Raw genomic sequence first — 14,973 nt, 5'->3', positions numbered from 1 at the left:
AAAATAGTAGAATAAATTTTGTATATTTTTTACAATACTGGGCGATATTTAAACTATTATTGAATATGTATTCAATTTGTATTCATAAAAAAGGCGGGAAATGCTTCCCGCCTTTTTTTATCTGTATTGTCGTGTTGGATAGTCTTTTTATATTCCGAGAACCGACGATAGTTCGGGGAGGATATTGAGGACGGAGTTGTCTGTTGTGCAGGGAACAATCGTCGCATATCCACGTTCCAACCAATACTCGTCTGTATCGGTTGCTTCGGGTTCGGCATTTTTAAATTTTCCGGTTAGCCAGTAATATTCCTGTCCGTGAGGATCTGTCCGGCAATCATATTCTTCGGTCCAGTGACCTTGTGCAGCTCTACAAATCTTCGAGCCTTTGAGTTGGGGCACATCGGGAATATTGATATTAAGTCCTATGTTTTGGGGCCAGTGGTTATGGGTCAATGCTTTTTGGCATACGTCCAAAATGAGTTCCCGACAGTGCGAAAAATCGGCATCGGCTTTGTGATTGCAAAGGGAGAATCCGATAGAAGGTATATGTAATAAGGCTCCTTCAAAAACAGCCCCCATTGTTCCCGAATAGATGACACTTACTCCCGAATTGGAGCCGTGGTTAATACCCGATACGATTAAGTCGGGGCGTTCGTCTAAAAGAATGTTCATCGACAACTTGATACAGTCGACCGGTGTCCCGTTGGTGCGAATTGCGAGAAACCCGTTTCGCTCTTCGACGACTTTCATGCGAAGGGGAGAAGTTACGGTAATTGCAGAGCTTTGTCCCGAGCGGGGCGCATCAGGAGCGACTATGAGAATATCTCCTAAGGGTTTTAGAAAATCGGCGACTTCGCGGATGCCTTTGGCTTGTATGCCGTCGTCATTAGTGATGAGAATGAGAGGTTTATGAGAACGTGTTATTTTTTTCATATAAAGAGAAAATATGTTTGACTATTACAAAGATAGGGTAAGACGTGAATCGAAACAAGTTCACTCGGATATACCGAGGCTCACTTCATTTTTGCTTTATGCAAAGGTAATGAATAATACTCGTTTTTTTTATGTTTTAACGGATAATATGGAGTCATAAAATAGGTAAAAGACAGATTTTATCCTAATGGGATTCTTGTAAAAAAAGTGTATCTTTACGCAGAAAATGGAGAAGTGATTCTGCTGATTTATCAACAAAAAGGGTCACTTATCAACAATTATGATATTTTTGGGCATCCGAGAGAATGAAATACAAATTAAAAGATATTCCTTTGCGATGGGAAACTCGTGAAGAAAGGGTATCTCGGCGCAAGAAATGGGATTTCGTTTTGCTTCCGGCTACACTGTCTTCGTGAAGAAAAAATAACAATATGGGTAAAATTATCGCTATTGCAAATCAAAAAGGAGGAGTCGGAAAGACAACGACTTCTATAAATTTGGCCACTTCGTTGGCGGTTCTGGATAAGAAGGTTTTGCTCATTGATGCCGATCCCCAAGCAAATGCTTCGTCTGGTTTGGGAGTGGATCCGCAACAGGTGAAGTCGTCCATTTATGAATGTTTGGTGGGGCAGTCCTCGATCAAGGAATCGGTTGTTGAAACTTGTGTGGAGGGATTGGGCTTGGTCGCCTCTCATATCGATTTGGTTGGAGCAGAACTCGAATTGATGAATTTGAAAAATCGTGAGCGGGTTTTATCTCATGTGTTGAGCGAAGCGCGAGGCGATTATGATTATATTTTGATAGACTGTTCCCCATCGTTGGGATTGATTACGGTCAATGCTCTTACGGCGGCCGATTCTGTTATTATTCCCGTACAGGCAGAGTATTTCGCTTTGGAAGGTATCAGCAAGTTGTTGAACACGATCAAGATCATAAAATCGAAATTGAATCCTCAGCTCGAAATCGAAGGCTTTTTGTTAACGATGTACGATTCTCGTTTGCGTTTGGCTAATCAGATTTATGAAGAGTTGAAGGGGCATTTCGGGAACTTGGTATTTAATACGGTCATTCAACGGAATATCCGTTTGAGCGAGGCTCCGAGTCACGGGCTTCCGGCTTTGCTATACGATTGTGAGTCGAGGGGTAGTGTCAATCACATGGAACTGGCGAAAGAATTGATAATGAAAAATAGATAAGCGGCTAAAATCGATAAGTTATGGCAACTCCTAAAAGAAGTGCATTGGGTAGAGGTTTGGATGCGTTGATTTCGATGGATAACATTGTAACCAGCGGCACATCTTCTATTCATGAAATAGAATTATCCCAGATTGTGCCTAATCCCGATCAACCTCGTCGGGAATTCGATCAGGAAGCTCTCGAAGAATTGGCAAGCTCTATTCGGGAATTGGGTATTATACAGCCTATTTCGTTGCGGCAGGTAGATGGTGGAAATTATCAGATTATTGCCGGAGAGAGGCGATATAGAGCTGCACAAATGGCCGGGTTGGAAACGATTCCCGCCTATGTGAGAACGGTAGAGGACGAAACGTTGATGGAGATGGCTCTTATCGAGAACATTCAACGGGAAGACTTGAACTCCATAGAGATTGCATTGGCCTTCCAGAAATTGATAGAATTGTATCAACTGACACAGGAAAAACTGAGTGAGCGGGTCGGGAAGAAGAGGACGACGATAGCCAACTATCTGCGTTTGCTGAAACTTCCGGCCGAGGTACAGATAGGATTGCGGGATAAACGTATCGATATGGGGCATGCTCGGGCGTTGTTGTCTGTTGCCGACCCTGCTTTACAGTTGGAGTTGTACGAGCGTATATTGTCCGACGGATTGAGTGTGCGTAGTGTCGAAGACTTGGCTAAAACTTTATCTGCCGGAGGAGAGCGAGCCCGTAAGAAAGCACAGAAGAAAGTTATGATGCGACAAGAGTATAATGTGCTGAAATCGCATTTGTCCGATTTCTTCAACGCTAAGGTTCAGTTTACCTGTGATGAAAAAGGGAAAGGGAAAATATCTATTCCATTTAAGAACGAAGAAGATTTGGAACGGATTATCGGTTTGTTCGATAAATTGAAATAAGATTTTGGGAATATCGGGTGACATGGGATTGAGACGTGCCGTGATTATTATTTTTATAATTGCGTTATTACCATTGTCTATTCTTGAAGTCAAGGCCGATTCGAATATTGGATATCAGGGATTAGTAGAGGTAGAAGTTAATTCTGCCGATACGGTGGAAATGGAGAATGCGAGATATAATCGTCCCGATTCTATTTCGGTTATTTCGGGAGATAGTGTCGGAGCTTTATTTCAAGATTCGGTCCCGGTGATGATTACCGATTCTCTGGGTGGGCTTGCTCCGTCTGATTCTTTGGGATTGAAAGCGGCTTCACGTAAATCGTGGAGACCTTCCGATTTCAATCCTGACCCAATGAGAGCCGTATGGCTATCGGCTCTGTTCCCCGGATTGGGTCAAATTTATAACCATAGGTATTGGAAATTGCCTATCGTTGTGGGCGGATATGTAGGGCTTTTTTATGCCACGACATGGAATAGCCGTATGCTGTCTGATTATCAACGAGCCTATTTGGATATTATGGACAGCGATCCGGGGACGAACAGTTATATGGATTTTTTTTCGTCGTCGTATCGCGAGGAAGATATAGACAAGGAATGGTTAACCCGTGTATTGAAGCAGAGGAAAGACTATTATAGACAGAATCGTGACCTATGTATTATTTGTATGATAGGGCTTTATGCTGTTTGTATGATAGATGCTTATGTCGATGCTCAGTTGTATCATTTTGATGTCAGCCCCGATATTTCGATGAAGTGGCAGCCGGCGATTATTCCTACCGGACGTACGGTATTGCCATCGATCGGATTACAATGTGCGATTACATTTTAATGCTTATTTGCTATGAAGAAATTTTGGCTTGTTTTTATGGGCTTGGGAATATCTTTATATAGTTTTTCCCAAATAGAGACAGACGAGGAAATCGTAGATACCGACACGATAGAGATTACCTTGTCGGATACGATAGATAATGCTATCGTGTATCCCGAAAGTATGGAGGCCGATTTGAATAATCTTTTGACCGACTGGTATATGCAGCAATATGCAGTTGTAGATGATTCCTGTTTGGTGAATAGCGTTAATGTGGATTATCCCGATTCGGTTTATATCCGTAAATTATCACAACTGCCGACTGTTATCGAGATGCCTTATAACAGTGTTGTTCGCCGTTATATAGACATGTATGTACAGAAAAGGAGAGCGCTTGTTGAGAATCTTTTGGGATTGAGTACATATTATATGCCCATTTTCGAGGAAGCTCTTGAACGGGAAGGTTTGCCTTTGGAATTGAAATATCTGCCTATTATCGAGTCTGCTTTGCGTCCCGATGCTACTTCTCGGGTAGGAGCGGCCGGTTTGTGGCAGTTCATGGTCAAGACAGGAAAGAGTATGGGATTGGAGGTGAACAGCCTCGTAGATGAACGGCGGGATCCTATTAAATCTTCGGCGATGGCGGCCCGTTATTTGAAAGATTTATATAGTATTTACCATGATTGGGCACTGGCTATCGCATCGTATAATTGTGGCCCGGGAAATGTAAGCAAAGCTATTCGCCGTTCGGGAGGTAAAACCGATTATTGGGAAATTTATCCCTATTTGCCTCGTGAAACGAGAGGCTATGTCCCGGCTTTTATCGCAGTCAATTATGTGATGAATTATTATGGCGACCACAATATCTGTCCGGTACTTACCCGGCGCCCTTTGTTAACGGATACCGTACAAGTGACACGTCGAGTCCATTTGCAGCAGATATCCGATGTATTACAGATTCCGATCGAGGAGATTCGAAGTTTGAATCCTCAGTATCGTCGCGACATTATACCGGGTAATATCCGGCCTTATGCGCTCATTTTGCCATCGCAACAGATCTATGCTTTTATCGAGGCACAGGATGCTATTTTTGCGCATAATCAGGAGCTGTATGCACGACGGCTTGCCGTTGAACCGGCAGGGTTGGCTCCCGGAACAACGGTATATCATAAGGTTCGTAAAGGAGAGACTCTTTCCGGTATAGCTCAAAAATATGGAGTGTCGGTAAGTAACTTGCGCTCTTGGAATAATTTGCGAAAAAATTCATATTTGCGTATCGGGCAACGTTTGGCGGTTTGCAGCAAGACAACGGCAAGTAAAAGCGGGGCTTCGTCTACGGCTTCGTCAGCAAAAGGTCAATATCATACGGTTCGTAAAGGCGAGAACCTATGGACGATTTCTCAAAAATATAAAGGGGTTTCGGCCGAAGATATTAAACGGGCGAACAATTTGAAAGGAAATGCTATTCAGCCCGGACAAAAGTTGAAAATTCCTGCGGCGTAATACTCTTTTCCGTTTCGGTAAAAGGAGTGTTGTCATCGATGTCTTCCAATTCGAGAATGGCATCTAAAATCAGTCGTTTGTCGATTTGAACGAAATAAATGCGTCGGGCTCCGACATATCGTTGAGCATAATAGGGAGAGAAGTTCCAATCTTCCCGTATCCCTTGTGATGTGGATGCGTGAATAAATTTGAATCGTCCGTCGGGATATACTTCCGTAACCAAGCCTACATGTCCTACATTCGACCGCCGAGAATTTCTACCTTTGAAAAATACCAAATCTCCCCGGCAGATTTCTTCGTCTTTAACAGAGATTCCTTGTAAATATTGAGAAGCGGAACTTGCATTGAGGGAATAGGAGAAATGGTTGAAAATATACTGCATGAAACCCGAACAGTCAAATCGGTTGGGGCCTTTGCTTCCTCGCCTGTAAGGTGTCCCGATGTATTTTCTGGCATATTCGACGAGACGGTCGATTTGTTTATTGACGAGTGTGTTGGGTAGGGGTAATGAAATCCTGTTTTTTGTCGAAAGCGTATCGATGGTAACGGTGTCGGTCTTCGATGGTACAAGCAAGTCTTTTCCCTCTGCATTTGTCGATAGGATATTTGCCATCATGAAAAATAAAATTCCGATGCCTTTGTATCTCATTGCGCCGATTCGCTTCAATCTTTTTTAAAATGCTTCCCGATATTTTCCTTCCGAACTATCTTCGATAATGCTCAAATAGCTCGTATACCTCGATTCGCTTATTTGGTGGTTCTCCAACGCCTTTAATACCGCACAGCCGGGTTCGTGTCGATGGGTGCAATTGTTAAACCGGCAGTTTTGGGAAATCTCAAAAATTTCGGGAAAGAAATGTGCCACTTCGTTGGGATTGAAATCGATAGTTCCGAAGCCCTTTATGCCCGGAGTGTCGATAATGTACCCACCTTGTGGCAAAGGGTACATCTCTGAAAAAGTGGTCGTGTGCATGCCTTTGTGGTGAGAAGTGGATACGGCTCCGATTTTTACATGAGCATTCGGTAGAATACGGTCGATAATCGTGGACTTTCCTACGCCCGAGTGTCCCGATAACAAGGTAATTTTGTTTGCGATAAATGAATCTATGAAATCGAATCCTTCACCGGTAATCGCTGATACACAATGGCAGTCATACCCGATAGAGGTGTAAAGGTAGCGAAGTGCTTCGGCATATTCCCGGTCTTCTTCGGTAAATGTATCGCTCTTATTGATAACGATGCATACAGGTATGCGATACGCCTCGGCTGTGGCAAGAAAACGGTCGATAAAAGTGGTCGAGGTCGGAGGCGTGTTGACCGTTACGATCAGTAAGGCATGGTCTATGTTGGCGGCGATGATATGAGACTCTTTCGACAAATTGGACGATCGGCGGATAATGTAGTTTTTCCGTTCGTGTATGCGAGTGATAAAAGCCGTTTGGTCGGGATTTAACTCTATATCAACAAGGTCGCCCACTGATACGGGATTGGTGCTGCGTATTCCTTTTAACCTGAAATTACCTTTGATTTTACAGCGTATCGAATCTCCGTTTTCTGTGCGGACGATATACCAGCTTCCCGTATTTTTTGTGACAAGACCTTCCATGCAATGAAATTTAATGAACAAAGATAGCAAAAGGTGAGAGCAGAGACAAACGGAAATTTTATTTCCGATTTGGCTATGTCGAACCGCATCCTATCTTCGTAGTGACAAAGATACGTATAAGCGAGAGCTGAGCAAAACAAAGCTTGCTTTAATTTTATTCTGCCGAGCAAAAGTATTTTCGAGTTTCAACTCAAAGATAGTGAAAGTGAAATGCAGAGGCAAGCGAAAATTACATTTTTGGCTTGACTATGCCGAACCGCCTCCGATATTCTACAAATATAATGAAAGACGAGAGTCGGATAACAACGAATGCATTTGTTTTTTTTGAACTGCATTTTGGCTCTCTCCCCCTGCCGTGTCCCGTAACCTTACGGGGTGTTACCGAAGAAATATTGGGGGAGTGCCCGTGGGGCGAGAGGGGGTAAATTCCACAATCGAAAAATCCTATGTGATCTTTTTTAACCCCTCTCCTCAGAAACGGCTGTTTCTTCGGTGTCTCCCCTATATTGCTCCGCAACACAGGGGAGAAGTGTTAATACTCTCGGTAACGATGACAGAATTGTGCATCACCTTCTCTTCCGATGCTTCCGCAAGAGAATAGGGTAAGTGCCTACAACGCGAAGAGGGGATCCAAAATCCAACCTCTCTCCGAAGAGACCGGAATGTGTATGCCGACGAGAGATTTATCGTTAAAATTCATGCTTACCCCACGGATTTTCTACTGAACCTTAGAAACAGCAGAAACTTTTGAATCGAGAAAAAAGAAAGGGCCTTCCGATAATGAAAGCCCTTTTGAATATATTTTATTTTTTGTTTTATACGGTGAGTATCTCTTTCTCTTTTTCGGCAAACATATCGTCGATTTTCTTCATGTATTTGTCGTGAAGTTTTTGTGCCGAGGCTTCTCCGTCTTTGGCAACATCTTCGGGCATTCCCTCTTTTTGAGCCTTTTTCAGTCCGTCGATGGCATCCCGGCGGGCATTGCGCACGCTCACTTTGGCATTTTCGGCTTCTTGTTTCGACTGTTTGACGAGTGCTTTGCGTCTCTCCTCGGTTAACGGGGGAATTGATAGTCTGATGATTTCGCCGTTATTTTCGGGAGTGATGCCTAATTCTGAATCCAAAATGGCTTTCTCGATCACTTTGAACATGGATTTTTCCCAGGGGGTAATAACGATGGTACGTGCATCGGGGACAGAAATATTAGCTACATTGGAAAGCGGGACCAAACTTCCGTAATAATCGACCCGTATGCCGTCGAGAATTCGGGGGTTGGCTTTACCTGCCCGAATGTGAGCTAATGCTTCATCTAAGAATTCGATGGCCATAGCCATTTTTTCTTCGGCAGAGTTCAAGTATGTCTTTACGTCGTCCATAATGAATAAGGTTGAAATTTTTCTGTATAATTAGTTTCGTGAACAAATGTACTCTTTTTTTTAAGAATAGCCATATAAGACCGGGTTTAATATACCAGAGTCCCTATGTTCTCTCCTGACAATACTTTTTTCAGGTTTCCGACCGTATCCATGTCGAATACGATAATGGGCAGATGGTTTTCTTTGCAGAGGGTGGTCGCCGTGAGGTCCATGACCTTTAATCCACGGGTATAGATTTCGTCGTAGCTGATTTTGTCGAATTTCTTTGCGGTAGGATCTTTTTCTGGATCGGCCGTGTAAATACCGTCGACACGTGTCCCTTTCAGCATGACTTCGGCTTCTATTTCGATACCTCTTAGGGCCGAGCCTGTATCGGTCGTGAAGAATGGGTTTCCCGTCCCTCCCGATATAATGGCTACGGTTCCGTTTTGCATAGCCTCGATAGCTCTCCATTTACTATAATATTCGCCGATGGGGAACATATTGATTGCTGTGAAGACTTGGGCTTTTTGTCCGATTTTTTCCAATGCGGAGCTTAATGCCAAACTGTTAATTACAGTCGCGAGCATGCCCATTTGGTCTCCTTTTACACGGTCTACCCCTTTGGAAGTTCCGCTCAATCCGCGAAATATGTTTCCGCCGCCGATGACGATACCTATTTCTATGCCCATGTCGGCGATTTCTTTAATCTGTGTGGCATATTCGGCTATTCTTTTTTCATCGATGCCATATTGCTTTTCGCCCATGAGCGATTCACCGCTCAGTTTCAGGAGAATCCTTTTGTATTGGTTATTCATAATCAGATTCGTTCTTTTAATTAAACAGTCGCATTTATGCAAAAATAATCAATTTTTATGGTTCACGTAGCCTTTGAAGAGAAAATAATATCCGATTAGTGATTATGAGAAAAGCCGAGACCGGCAAAGTAAGTCTACCTTGCCGGTCTCGATTGTGTAGGTGATTTCCTATTTCCGATGATTTATCGGGCGATGACTTTGAATATCTTGCTTCCGACTTTTACGATATAAATATTGGCAGCAGGGATAGAAACGATATTTTCTCCCGAGGTTCCATTTATGGTTTTTACAAGTTGTCCGTTGGCAGTAAATATTTGTATGAGTGCCCTTTCTGATAGAGCTATGTTGATTGAGTTTTCAGAAGCGATTACTTTTACGTTTTGAGTTGTGCTACTTTCTATTCCTGAATGTATTAACTGCACGGTAATAAGGTTAGACGTTTCGGAATATTCTTCTTCCTCATAGTCGTTGTAACGCATACCGGTCACTTCGTAGCCGTAGTTTCCATTCGTTTCGAGATCTGTGAAAGTATAAGAAGTTTGAGAACCGTCCGAAATGGTTACCGGAACGAGAGGTATTCTCGTAACCTCTCCGGCCTTGCTTTCTTGTATGATGGTGATTTCGTCGATGAAAAATCTTTTTAGTTTGTTTTCTTCGATGGAGAGTTGCATGTTTTCAGCACCGTCTTCCATTTCCCAAGTTTCTTCGGTGTATCCGTTTTCGTCGAAAGCTGTTACTTTATGTATGTTAAGGGCATCGGGTTCTCCGTCTCCGTTGCTGTCTATCATATAGCCTATTCGATAAATCGACAGATAATCTCCGGCTGTCCCATGGGCTTTGATGTGGATTTTGTATTTACCGTTATTCGATGACAGGTTCATTGTGGGAGTCCATAAATAAGAGAGGCTTACGGGAAATCTTCCGTTGTCGGCTCCGAGCATACCGTTGGCTGCCAGTATGTTTTTCCCGCTCCAACCCGGAACTGCGGTGTATAAGTCCGGGTCGGTAACAGAGATCGGATCGTCCATAGTACCCTCTGTCGATTTTTCGAAAGAATCGTCGAGTATTTTCTTCTCACTGTCTTGTGTTGCGGTGTGATATTGGTACGCTTGCACGATGTATCCTTTTGCTTTGGGCAGTCTTTCCCAATTTGCCGTGAACGAGTTTTCCGATGTGCCGGTTGCGTCTAAGGCTTTGGGAGTGAGGAATCCATTTACTCTGATGATGTTCGATGCGTTTGTCGTTTTTCCTTCCACCGAAGCAGCGACGTAGTAGTAATATTCCTTTTCTGGGTCGAGGTTGGTTACAGGATAAGAATTTTCGGCCGTTGCTTGATCTTTCAGAATATACGAAGGCTCGGTACAAGAGTAAGAGATAGAGTTTATCATGAGGTCTCCAATTTTTCCGTCACCTTTTTCGATAGATATTTTTATGCGCCCGATGTTTGCTTGTGTGTATCCGAAGCCGTCGAAAATATTGAATTCGGTTATTTGGGCAAAAAGTAAAGTTTCGATTGTTCCGGTGCTAAGAAGTATACCCGCTTTGTCGAATATTTCAATCTTGAATAAGCTTGAATTTTCTTGGGTGATATTTTCTGCATTGATGAGGTTGGCGTTAACGATATATTTCCCCACGCCGGTTCCGATAATTTGTTCGGTGCTTATGTAGTCGTCTGTTGCATCGAGGATAATTTTATTTACACCTTCGTAGACGACCATATCGGTACTGCCGTTTTCACTCACGTTTATCTCCCAGCCATTCGGGTAATTGGGCGATTGCAGGTCTATTTTCCCATTGGAGTGGTTGATGTTGCCAAAGGTTTCATTTACGTTTTGGACGTTGGTCCCATTCGTGTAGACATTGAGGAAATACTTGTCTGCTCCCGATACTTTGTCCCAGTTGGCTACGAATGAGTCTCCGGTATAATCGCTGTAATTCTGAATGACAGGAGCATCTTGTGCCCAGACAGATAGGCTGTAAAAACCGATAGTGACTAACGTCAATAGTTTTGAGTAAAGTTTTTTCATGATGGAATTTTTCGGCTCGGATTGAAAATAACAGTACAGGAAGACGAGCCTTTTTATCTTAATGGACTGTTTTAATTACTGTTACAAAGATATGGGAATAATGCTATGTATAAAGTTGTTATTTATAAATATAATATTAATTTATTTTATTTTTAGAATGAAGCTCGTTCAAAGTTTATGTTTAATTGATTCATCGGGACTATTTACCGGATTGCTGCAAGTTTCGCGGGGAATCTGTTTTATTTTTGTCGGCAGTATTGCCTATATTACAGAGTTGATTTGTTATCTTTGTAAGTACGAAAATAGGATGCGGTTCGGCATAGTCAAATTGGAAATAAAATTTCCGTTTGTCTCTGCACTCACCTTTCGCTATTTTTGTCTGTTCATAATGGGTGACAATTAAATGTATGTATATAAGACGGATAATAGGATTTTTCCTTTTTTGTAGTATCGCTTTTTCGGCTTTTGCCGAGATGCCTTATCGTACTGTGTTGAGAAAAGCTGATGATCACTTTGTCAATAGGGAGTGGCAAGAGGCTGTTGCTATGTATGACGTATTGTTGGAACGCCGTCCCGGTAGGGTGAAAACGTATGTGGATGCGGTTGTCGCATCGGCCATGATGAACGATTCTTCGTCTATTATGCAATATGTGGTTCGTTCGGAAATGCAAGGACTATCTTTGGACTCGTTGTTTACCGGCATAGACGTGTTGTCGCGATCTATCGGACAGTCGGGCATTTATGAACAGGTACTTTTGTTGGTGAAAGAACAACAGCCGTGGTTTACTCGGGTGACGAATAATTATTTATTAGGGTATTATGTGTTTCGGCATGATGCTGAAAAGATACTTGCCGTTGCTGACGAATTGTTGTCGGTGATGCCCGGGCAAATTAATTATTTGAAAGCCAAAGCCGATGCTTTGTTGTTGCTTGGAAACGATACCGCAGCGGTCGAGGTTCAGAAAACTATTTTGGATATAGACTCTCTTAATTTTGATGCAAACTTGTTTTTGGGAAGCTATTATGCTATAAAGGGACAGGAAAAACTGAAATCGATAGATCAACAGTATCTTGAAGATTCGAACGGTATTTCTATCTCTGCTTCCGTATATAAAGAGGAAAAAAGGCAAGTGATCGACGACGATATAGCTTGTGCTAAAAAATATTTTACGATTGCTGCACGGGTTCGTAGCAATAAATATCTTTCGGAACAACTTTCCATGCTGTCGGGACTTTCCGATGAGTTGCCTCAAAGCAGCGGGGTTATTCGTCCGTTCTTGAAACGTTTAAAGCAAGAATGAAACCTCTTTGAAAGCGAAGCGTTTTTTCTCTCCCGATTCCGTCGATAAAAGCAGATGACCGTCGAGTTCGACATCGGCAATAGAGGCGTGGAAAATATTGCCGTCACTATAAAACGGATATACCCCGTCGTTTCGGTAGAGTGTCGCTATATATTCTTTGTGGATACGGTCGGAGGAGTTTGTAAATGTGTCTGTATATCGCTTTCCGAAAGCCTCTGTGAATTCGTCTAATATTTTTTCTATCTTGTAGGTGCGACCTGTTATTTGATATAATGAAACCGGGTTGGGGGCATCGCTGTAAAAATTTTTCTGATTGATGTTCAGCCCCATTCCGATAATAGCCCGTGAGAATGTACTCCCGCTCAGTACATTTTCGATGAGAATACCGGCAATTTTTTTGTCGTGCCAATAGATGTCGTTCGGCCATTTGATAGAAAATCCAGTGGCGTATCGGTTCAGAACATCGACAGTTGCCAGCGATACGATTTCAGAAAGTAAGAATTGCCGGTTGGCAGGGATATGTTCTGGTCTGAGTAAAAGACTGAATGTTAAATTTTTGTAAGGCTCAGATTCCCATGAATTCCCACGCTGGCCGCGCCCGGATCGTTGTATGTCGCAGTAAATGATAGTTCCTTCCGGGAGATGTCTGTCTTTGTCCGATTCTTGGAGATAGGTATTGGTCGAGCCGATCTCCTTTAAGTGAGTTTTTTGGAATTTTATTTCTTTTGTTTCCATACTTCGAGTAGTTCCGATAAAGGTTCGCGTTTGATTCTGGGTAGTTTTTTTAGCACTTCGCTATAAGCATGGACGATACAATCGCAAATGACTTTATCGTCGATGGAAGGCCTTAGCCAAATAGAATTCCACAATCGTTTATTCGTGTGGTATCCCGGTTCTATTTCGGGATATCGTTCCCGTAATTCTATGGCAAGTTCGGGATCGCATTTGAGCGAAATTCGTTTCTCTTCGGCCGACAAATCACAGAAGAGAAACATTTTACCTTCGATTTTGAAAACCAACACCCATTCATCGAATGGGAAACATTCGGTTACCTGCGGTAGTGACAGACAAAATTCACGCAAAGATTCTACGTTCATGTTTATCGACAGTTTAATGGAGGAAGAAAGGCATCTTCTATATGTTCTATTTGGAAGTCTTCATTTTCCCCGACTAAGGTAATGAGGTCGAATCGTATGTCGAAAGGTATATCGAACATACGAATATAGGCATCCGTAGCTTGGATTATATTTTTTATCTTGCGGAGCGTAACGGCTTCTTCCGGGCGTAGAAATTCGTTGTTTTTTCGTGTTTTGACTTCTACGACAACCAACGTTTTGTCACGATAGGCTACGATGTCCAATTCCATTTTTCCACTCCGCCAATTTATGTCTCGGATAATGTATCCTTTGGAAATCAAATATTCTGCGGCTCGTTCCTCTCCTGTTTTTCCCAATTGGTTGTGTTGCGCCATAAGTACGAATTTGGAAAAGCGAATATACGAAGATTCGATGAAAAAAGAAATCGGAGCAAGAAAAAGTCTGATGGATATGGCGAATAATTATCTTTGAAACAGTTACTGACAATAAATGCGAAAATAGTCTATGTCTTCGGTAAAATTGCAAATAAAATTTGCTTTTGAGTCTGGCATGCATTTTCTTTGTAAGAAATAAAATACGGAAGATTATGAAAAACAAATGGATTGTGCCGGCTATTATCATAGCAGTAGGCTTGTTTTTATTGGGGCAACGAATCGAACAAGGTATCGTTCGTTCGAAGGAGGCAGTGCGTACGGTCTCGGTAAAGGGTTTGTCGGAGCGTGAGGTTCCGGCCGATAAAGTTATCTGGCCTTTGGTATATAAGGAGTTGGGGAATGATTTGGGCACGATTTACCGTACGATCAATACCAAGAATACAATCGTGATAAATTTTCTGAAAGCTAACGGGATATCCGATGCCGAAATTTCTATTGCGGCTCCCGGAATCGTAGATATGCAGGCCGAACGGTATGGAAACCAAAGTGTCCCGTATCGCTATAATGTTACTTCGGTAATAACGGTATCTTCGAATCAAGTAGAGAAAGTACGAGAGTTGATCGTGAAACAAGCCTCTTTGTTGGAAAAGGGGGTGGCTATCGTTTCCGGGGATTATCAGTATAACACCCAGTTCTTGTTTACCAAGCTGAATGAACTAAAACCCGAAATGATTGCCGAAGCCACTCAAAATGCGAGAGTTGCCGCCGAAAAATTCGCCAAAGACTCCGATAGTAAATTGGGCAAAATATCATCGGCATATCAAGGACAATTCTCTATCGAGGATAGGGATGCCAATACTCCTTATTTGAAGCATGTGCGGGTCGTGACCTCGGTGGTATATTATTTGAAGAATTAAGAAGCTGTTTTAAATTTATTGAGAAATAATATTATCATTTCAAGCAGGTATGTTCCGGCCATATTGAACCCCTGTCTTGCATCTTGAATCCCTTGATTTTTGTCAATAGCCCGCTATTGACTGCATATCTCGGACTCCA

At 42.5% G+C, this 14,973-nt stretch carries 15 protein-coding genes; 6 read left to right on the top strand and 9 right to left on the bottom strand.

The window, feature by feature from the left end; all coding sequences use genetic code 11:
* Nucleotides 1-147: 147 nt before the first annotated feature.
* Complete coding sequence (gene surE, locus QVD32_RS11095) at nucleotides 148-933, bottom strand: 5'/3'-nucleotidase SurE (RefSeq protein ID WP_021891460.1); 786 nt, start codon at nucleotides 931-933, stop codon at nucleotides 148-150.
* A 431-nt stretch (nucleotides 934-1,364) separates the two neighbouring features.
* Between surE and QVD32_RS11090 the strand changes: the two genes are divergently transcribed.
* The 4 genes from QVD32_RS11090 to QVD32_RS11075 are packed head-to-tail and all read left to right on the top strand — an operon-like array spanning nucleotide 1,365 to nucleotide 5,339.
* Nucleotides 1,365-2,129 (top strand): ParA family protein, encoded by a 765-nt coding sequence (locus tag QVD32_RS11090; protein WP_008862649.1) that lies wholly within the window; start codon nucleotides 1,365-1,367, stop codon nucleotides 2,127-2,129.
* A gap of 20 nt (nucleotides 2,130-2,149) precedes the next feature.
* The gene (locus tag QVD32_RS11085) at nucleotides 2,150-3,028 is read left to right on the top strand and encodes a ParB/RepB/Spo0J family partition protein (RefSeq protein WP_008862648.1); all 879 of its coding nucleotides are present in this window, start codon (nucleotides 2,150-2,152) and stop codon (nucleotides 3,026-3,028) included.
* Nucleotides 3,029-3,050: 22 nt separating this feature from the next.
* Nucleotides 3,051-3,857, top strand: a complete 807-nt coding sequence (locus tag QVD32_RS11080) for a DUF5683 domain-containing protein (RefSeq protein WP_118686931.1) — start codon at nucleotides 3,051-3,053, stop codon at nucleotides 3,855-3,857.
* Between the two features lie 12 nt (nucleotides 3,858-3,869).
* The gene (locus QVD32_RS11075) at nucleotides 3,870-5,339 is read left to right on the top strand and encodes a lytic transglycosylase domain-containing protein (protein ID WP_021891457.1); all 1,470 of its coding nucleotides are present in this window, start codon (nucleotides 3,870-3,872) and stop codon (nucleotides 5,337-5,339) included.
* Here QVD32_RS11075 and QVD32_RS11070 read toward each other — a convergent pair.
* From QVD32_RS11070 to QVD32_RS11050, 5 genes are all read right to left on the bottom strand, one after another.
* Nucleotides 5,299-5,955 (bottom strand): C40 family peptidase, encoded by a 657-nt coding sequence (locus QVD32_RS11070; RefSeq protein ID WP_195242011.1) that lies wholly within the window; start codon nucleotides 5,953-5,955, stop codon nucleotides 5,299-5,301. The two genes, QVD32_RS11075 and QVD32_RS11070, sit on opposite strands and share 41 nt — an antisense overlap.
* A gap of 57 nt (nucleotides 5,956-6,012) precedes the next feature.
* On the bottom strand, nucleotides 6,013-6,945 hold the full coding sequence (gene rsgA, locus QVD32_RS11065) for a ribosome small subunit-dependent GTPase A (protein WP_021891455.1): 933 nt from the start codon (nucleotides 6,943-6,945) through the stop codon (nucleotides 6,013-6,015).
* 815 nt (nucleotides 6,946-7,760) lie between these two features.
* On the bottom strand, nucleotides 7,761-8,321 hold the full coding sequence (gene frr, locus QVD32_RS11060; RefSeq protein WP_021891454.1) for a ribosome recycling factor: 561 nt from the start codon (nucleotides 8,319-8,321) through the stop codon (nucleotides 7,761-7,763).
* Nucleotides 8,322-8,407: 86 nt separating this feature from the next.
* Nucleotides 8,408-9,118, bottom strand: a complete 711-nt coding sequence (pyrH, locus tag QVD32_RS11055; RefSeq protein ID WP_008862642.1) for a UMP kinase — start codon at nucleotides 9,116-9,118, stop codon at nucleotides 8,408-8,410.
* Nucleotides 9,119-9,300: 182 nt separating this feature from the next.
* Nucleotides 9,301-11,145, bottom strand: a complete 1,845-nt coding sequence (locus QVD32_RS11050; RefSeq protein WP_021891453.1) for a T9SS type A sorting domain-containing protein — start codon at nucleotides 11,143-11,145, stop codon at nucleotides 9,301-9,303.
* Between the two features lie 407 nt (nucleotides 11,146-11,552).
* On the opposite strand from QVD32_RS11050, the gene QVD32_RS11045 reads away from it, so the two are divergent.
* On the top strand, nucleotides 11,553-12,446 hold the full coding sequence (locus QVD32_RS11045) for a tetratricopeptide repeat protein (protein ID WP_021891451.1): 894 nt from the start codon (nucleotides 11,553-11,555) through the stop codon (nucleotides 12,444-12,446).
* Here the strand turns inward: QVD32_RS11045 and QVD32_RS11040 are convergent.
* Genes QVD32_RS11040 through QVD32_RS11030 form a run of 3 tightly spaced genes read right to left on the bottom strand, consistent with a single transcriptional unit; the run spans nucleotide 12,432 to nucleotide 13,917 of the window.
* Nucleotides 12,432-13,181 carry a biotin--[acetyl-CoA-carboxylase] ligase gene (locus tag QVD32_RS11040; RefSeq protein ID WP_021891450.1) on the bottom strand — a complete coding sequence of 250 codons (750 nt, stop codon included), beginning with the start codon at nucleotides 13,179-13,181 and terminating at the stop codon, nucleotides 12,432-12,434. The two genes, QVD32_RS11045 and QVD32_RS11040, sit on opposite strands and share 15 nt — an antisense overlap.
* On the bottom strand, nucleotides 13,163-13,543 hold the full coding sequence (locus QVD32_RS11035; RefSeq protein ID WP_021891449.1) for an MmcQ/YjbR family DNA-binding protein: 381 nt from the start codon (nucleotides 13,541-13,543) through the stop codon (nucleotides 13,163-13,165). Before QVD32_RS11035 ends, QVD32_RS11040 begins: the two co-directional genes overlap by 19 nt.
* Before the next feature lie 2 nt (nucleotides 13,544-13,545).
* A complete protein-coding gene (locus tag QVD32_RS11030) occupies nucleotides 13,546-13,917 on the bottom strand; it encodes a YraN family protein (RefSeq protein WP_021891448.1) in 372 nt (123 codons plus the stop codon).
* A 212-nt stretch (nucleotides 13,918-14,129) separates the two neighbouring features.
* On the opposite strand from QVD32_RS11030, the gene QVD32_RS11025 reads away from it, so the two are divergent.
* Complete coding sequence (locus QVD32_RS11025) at nucleotides 14,130-14,834, top strand: SIMPL domain-containing protein (protein WP_008862635.1); 705 nt, start codon at nucleotides 14,130-14,132, stop codon at nucleotides 14,832-14,834.
* The last annotated feature ends 139 nt before the right edge of the window (nucleotides 14,835-14,973 follow it).

Source organism: Barnesiella sp., assembly GCF_022723415.1.
In the GTDB taxonomy this organism is placed as follows: domain Bacteria; phylum Bacteroidota; class Bacteroidia; order Bacteroidales; family Barnesiellaceae; genus Barnesiella; species Barnesiella intestinihominis.
This window is presented reverse-complemented; position numbering and strand designations above follow the sequence as displayed.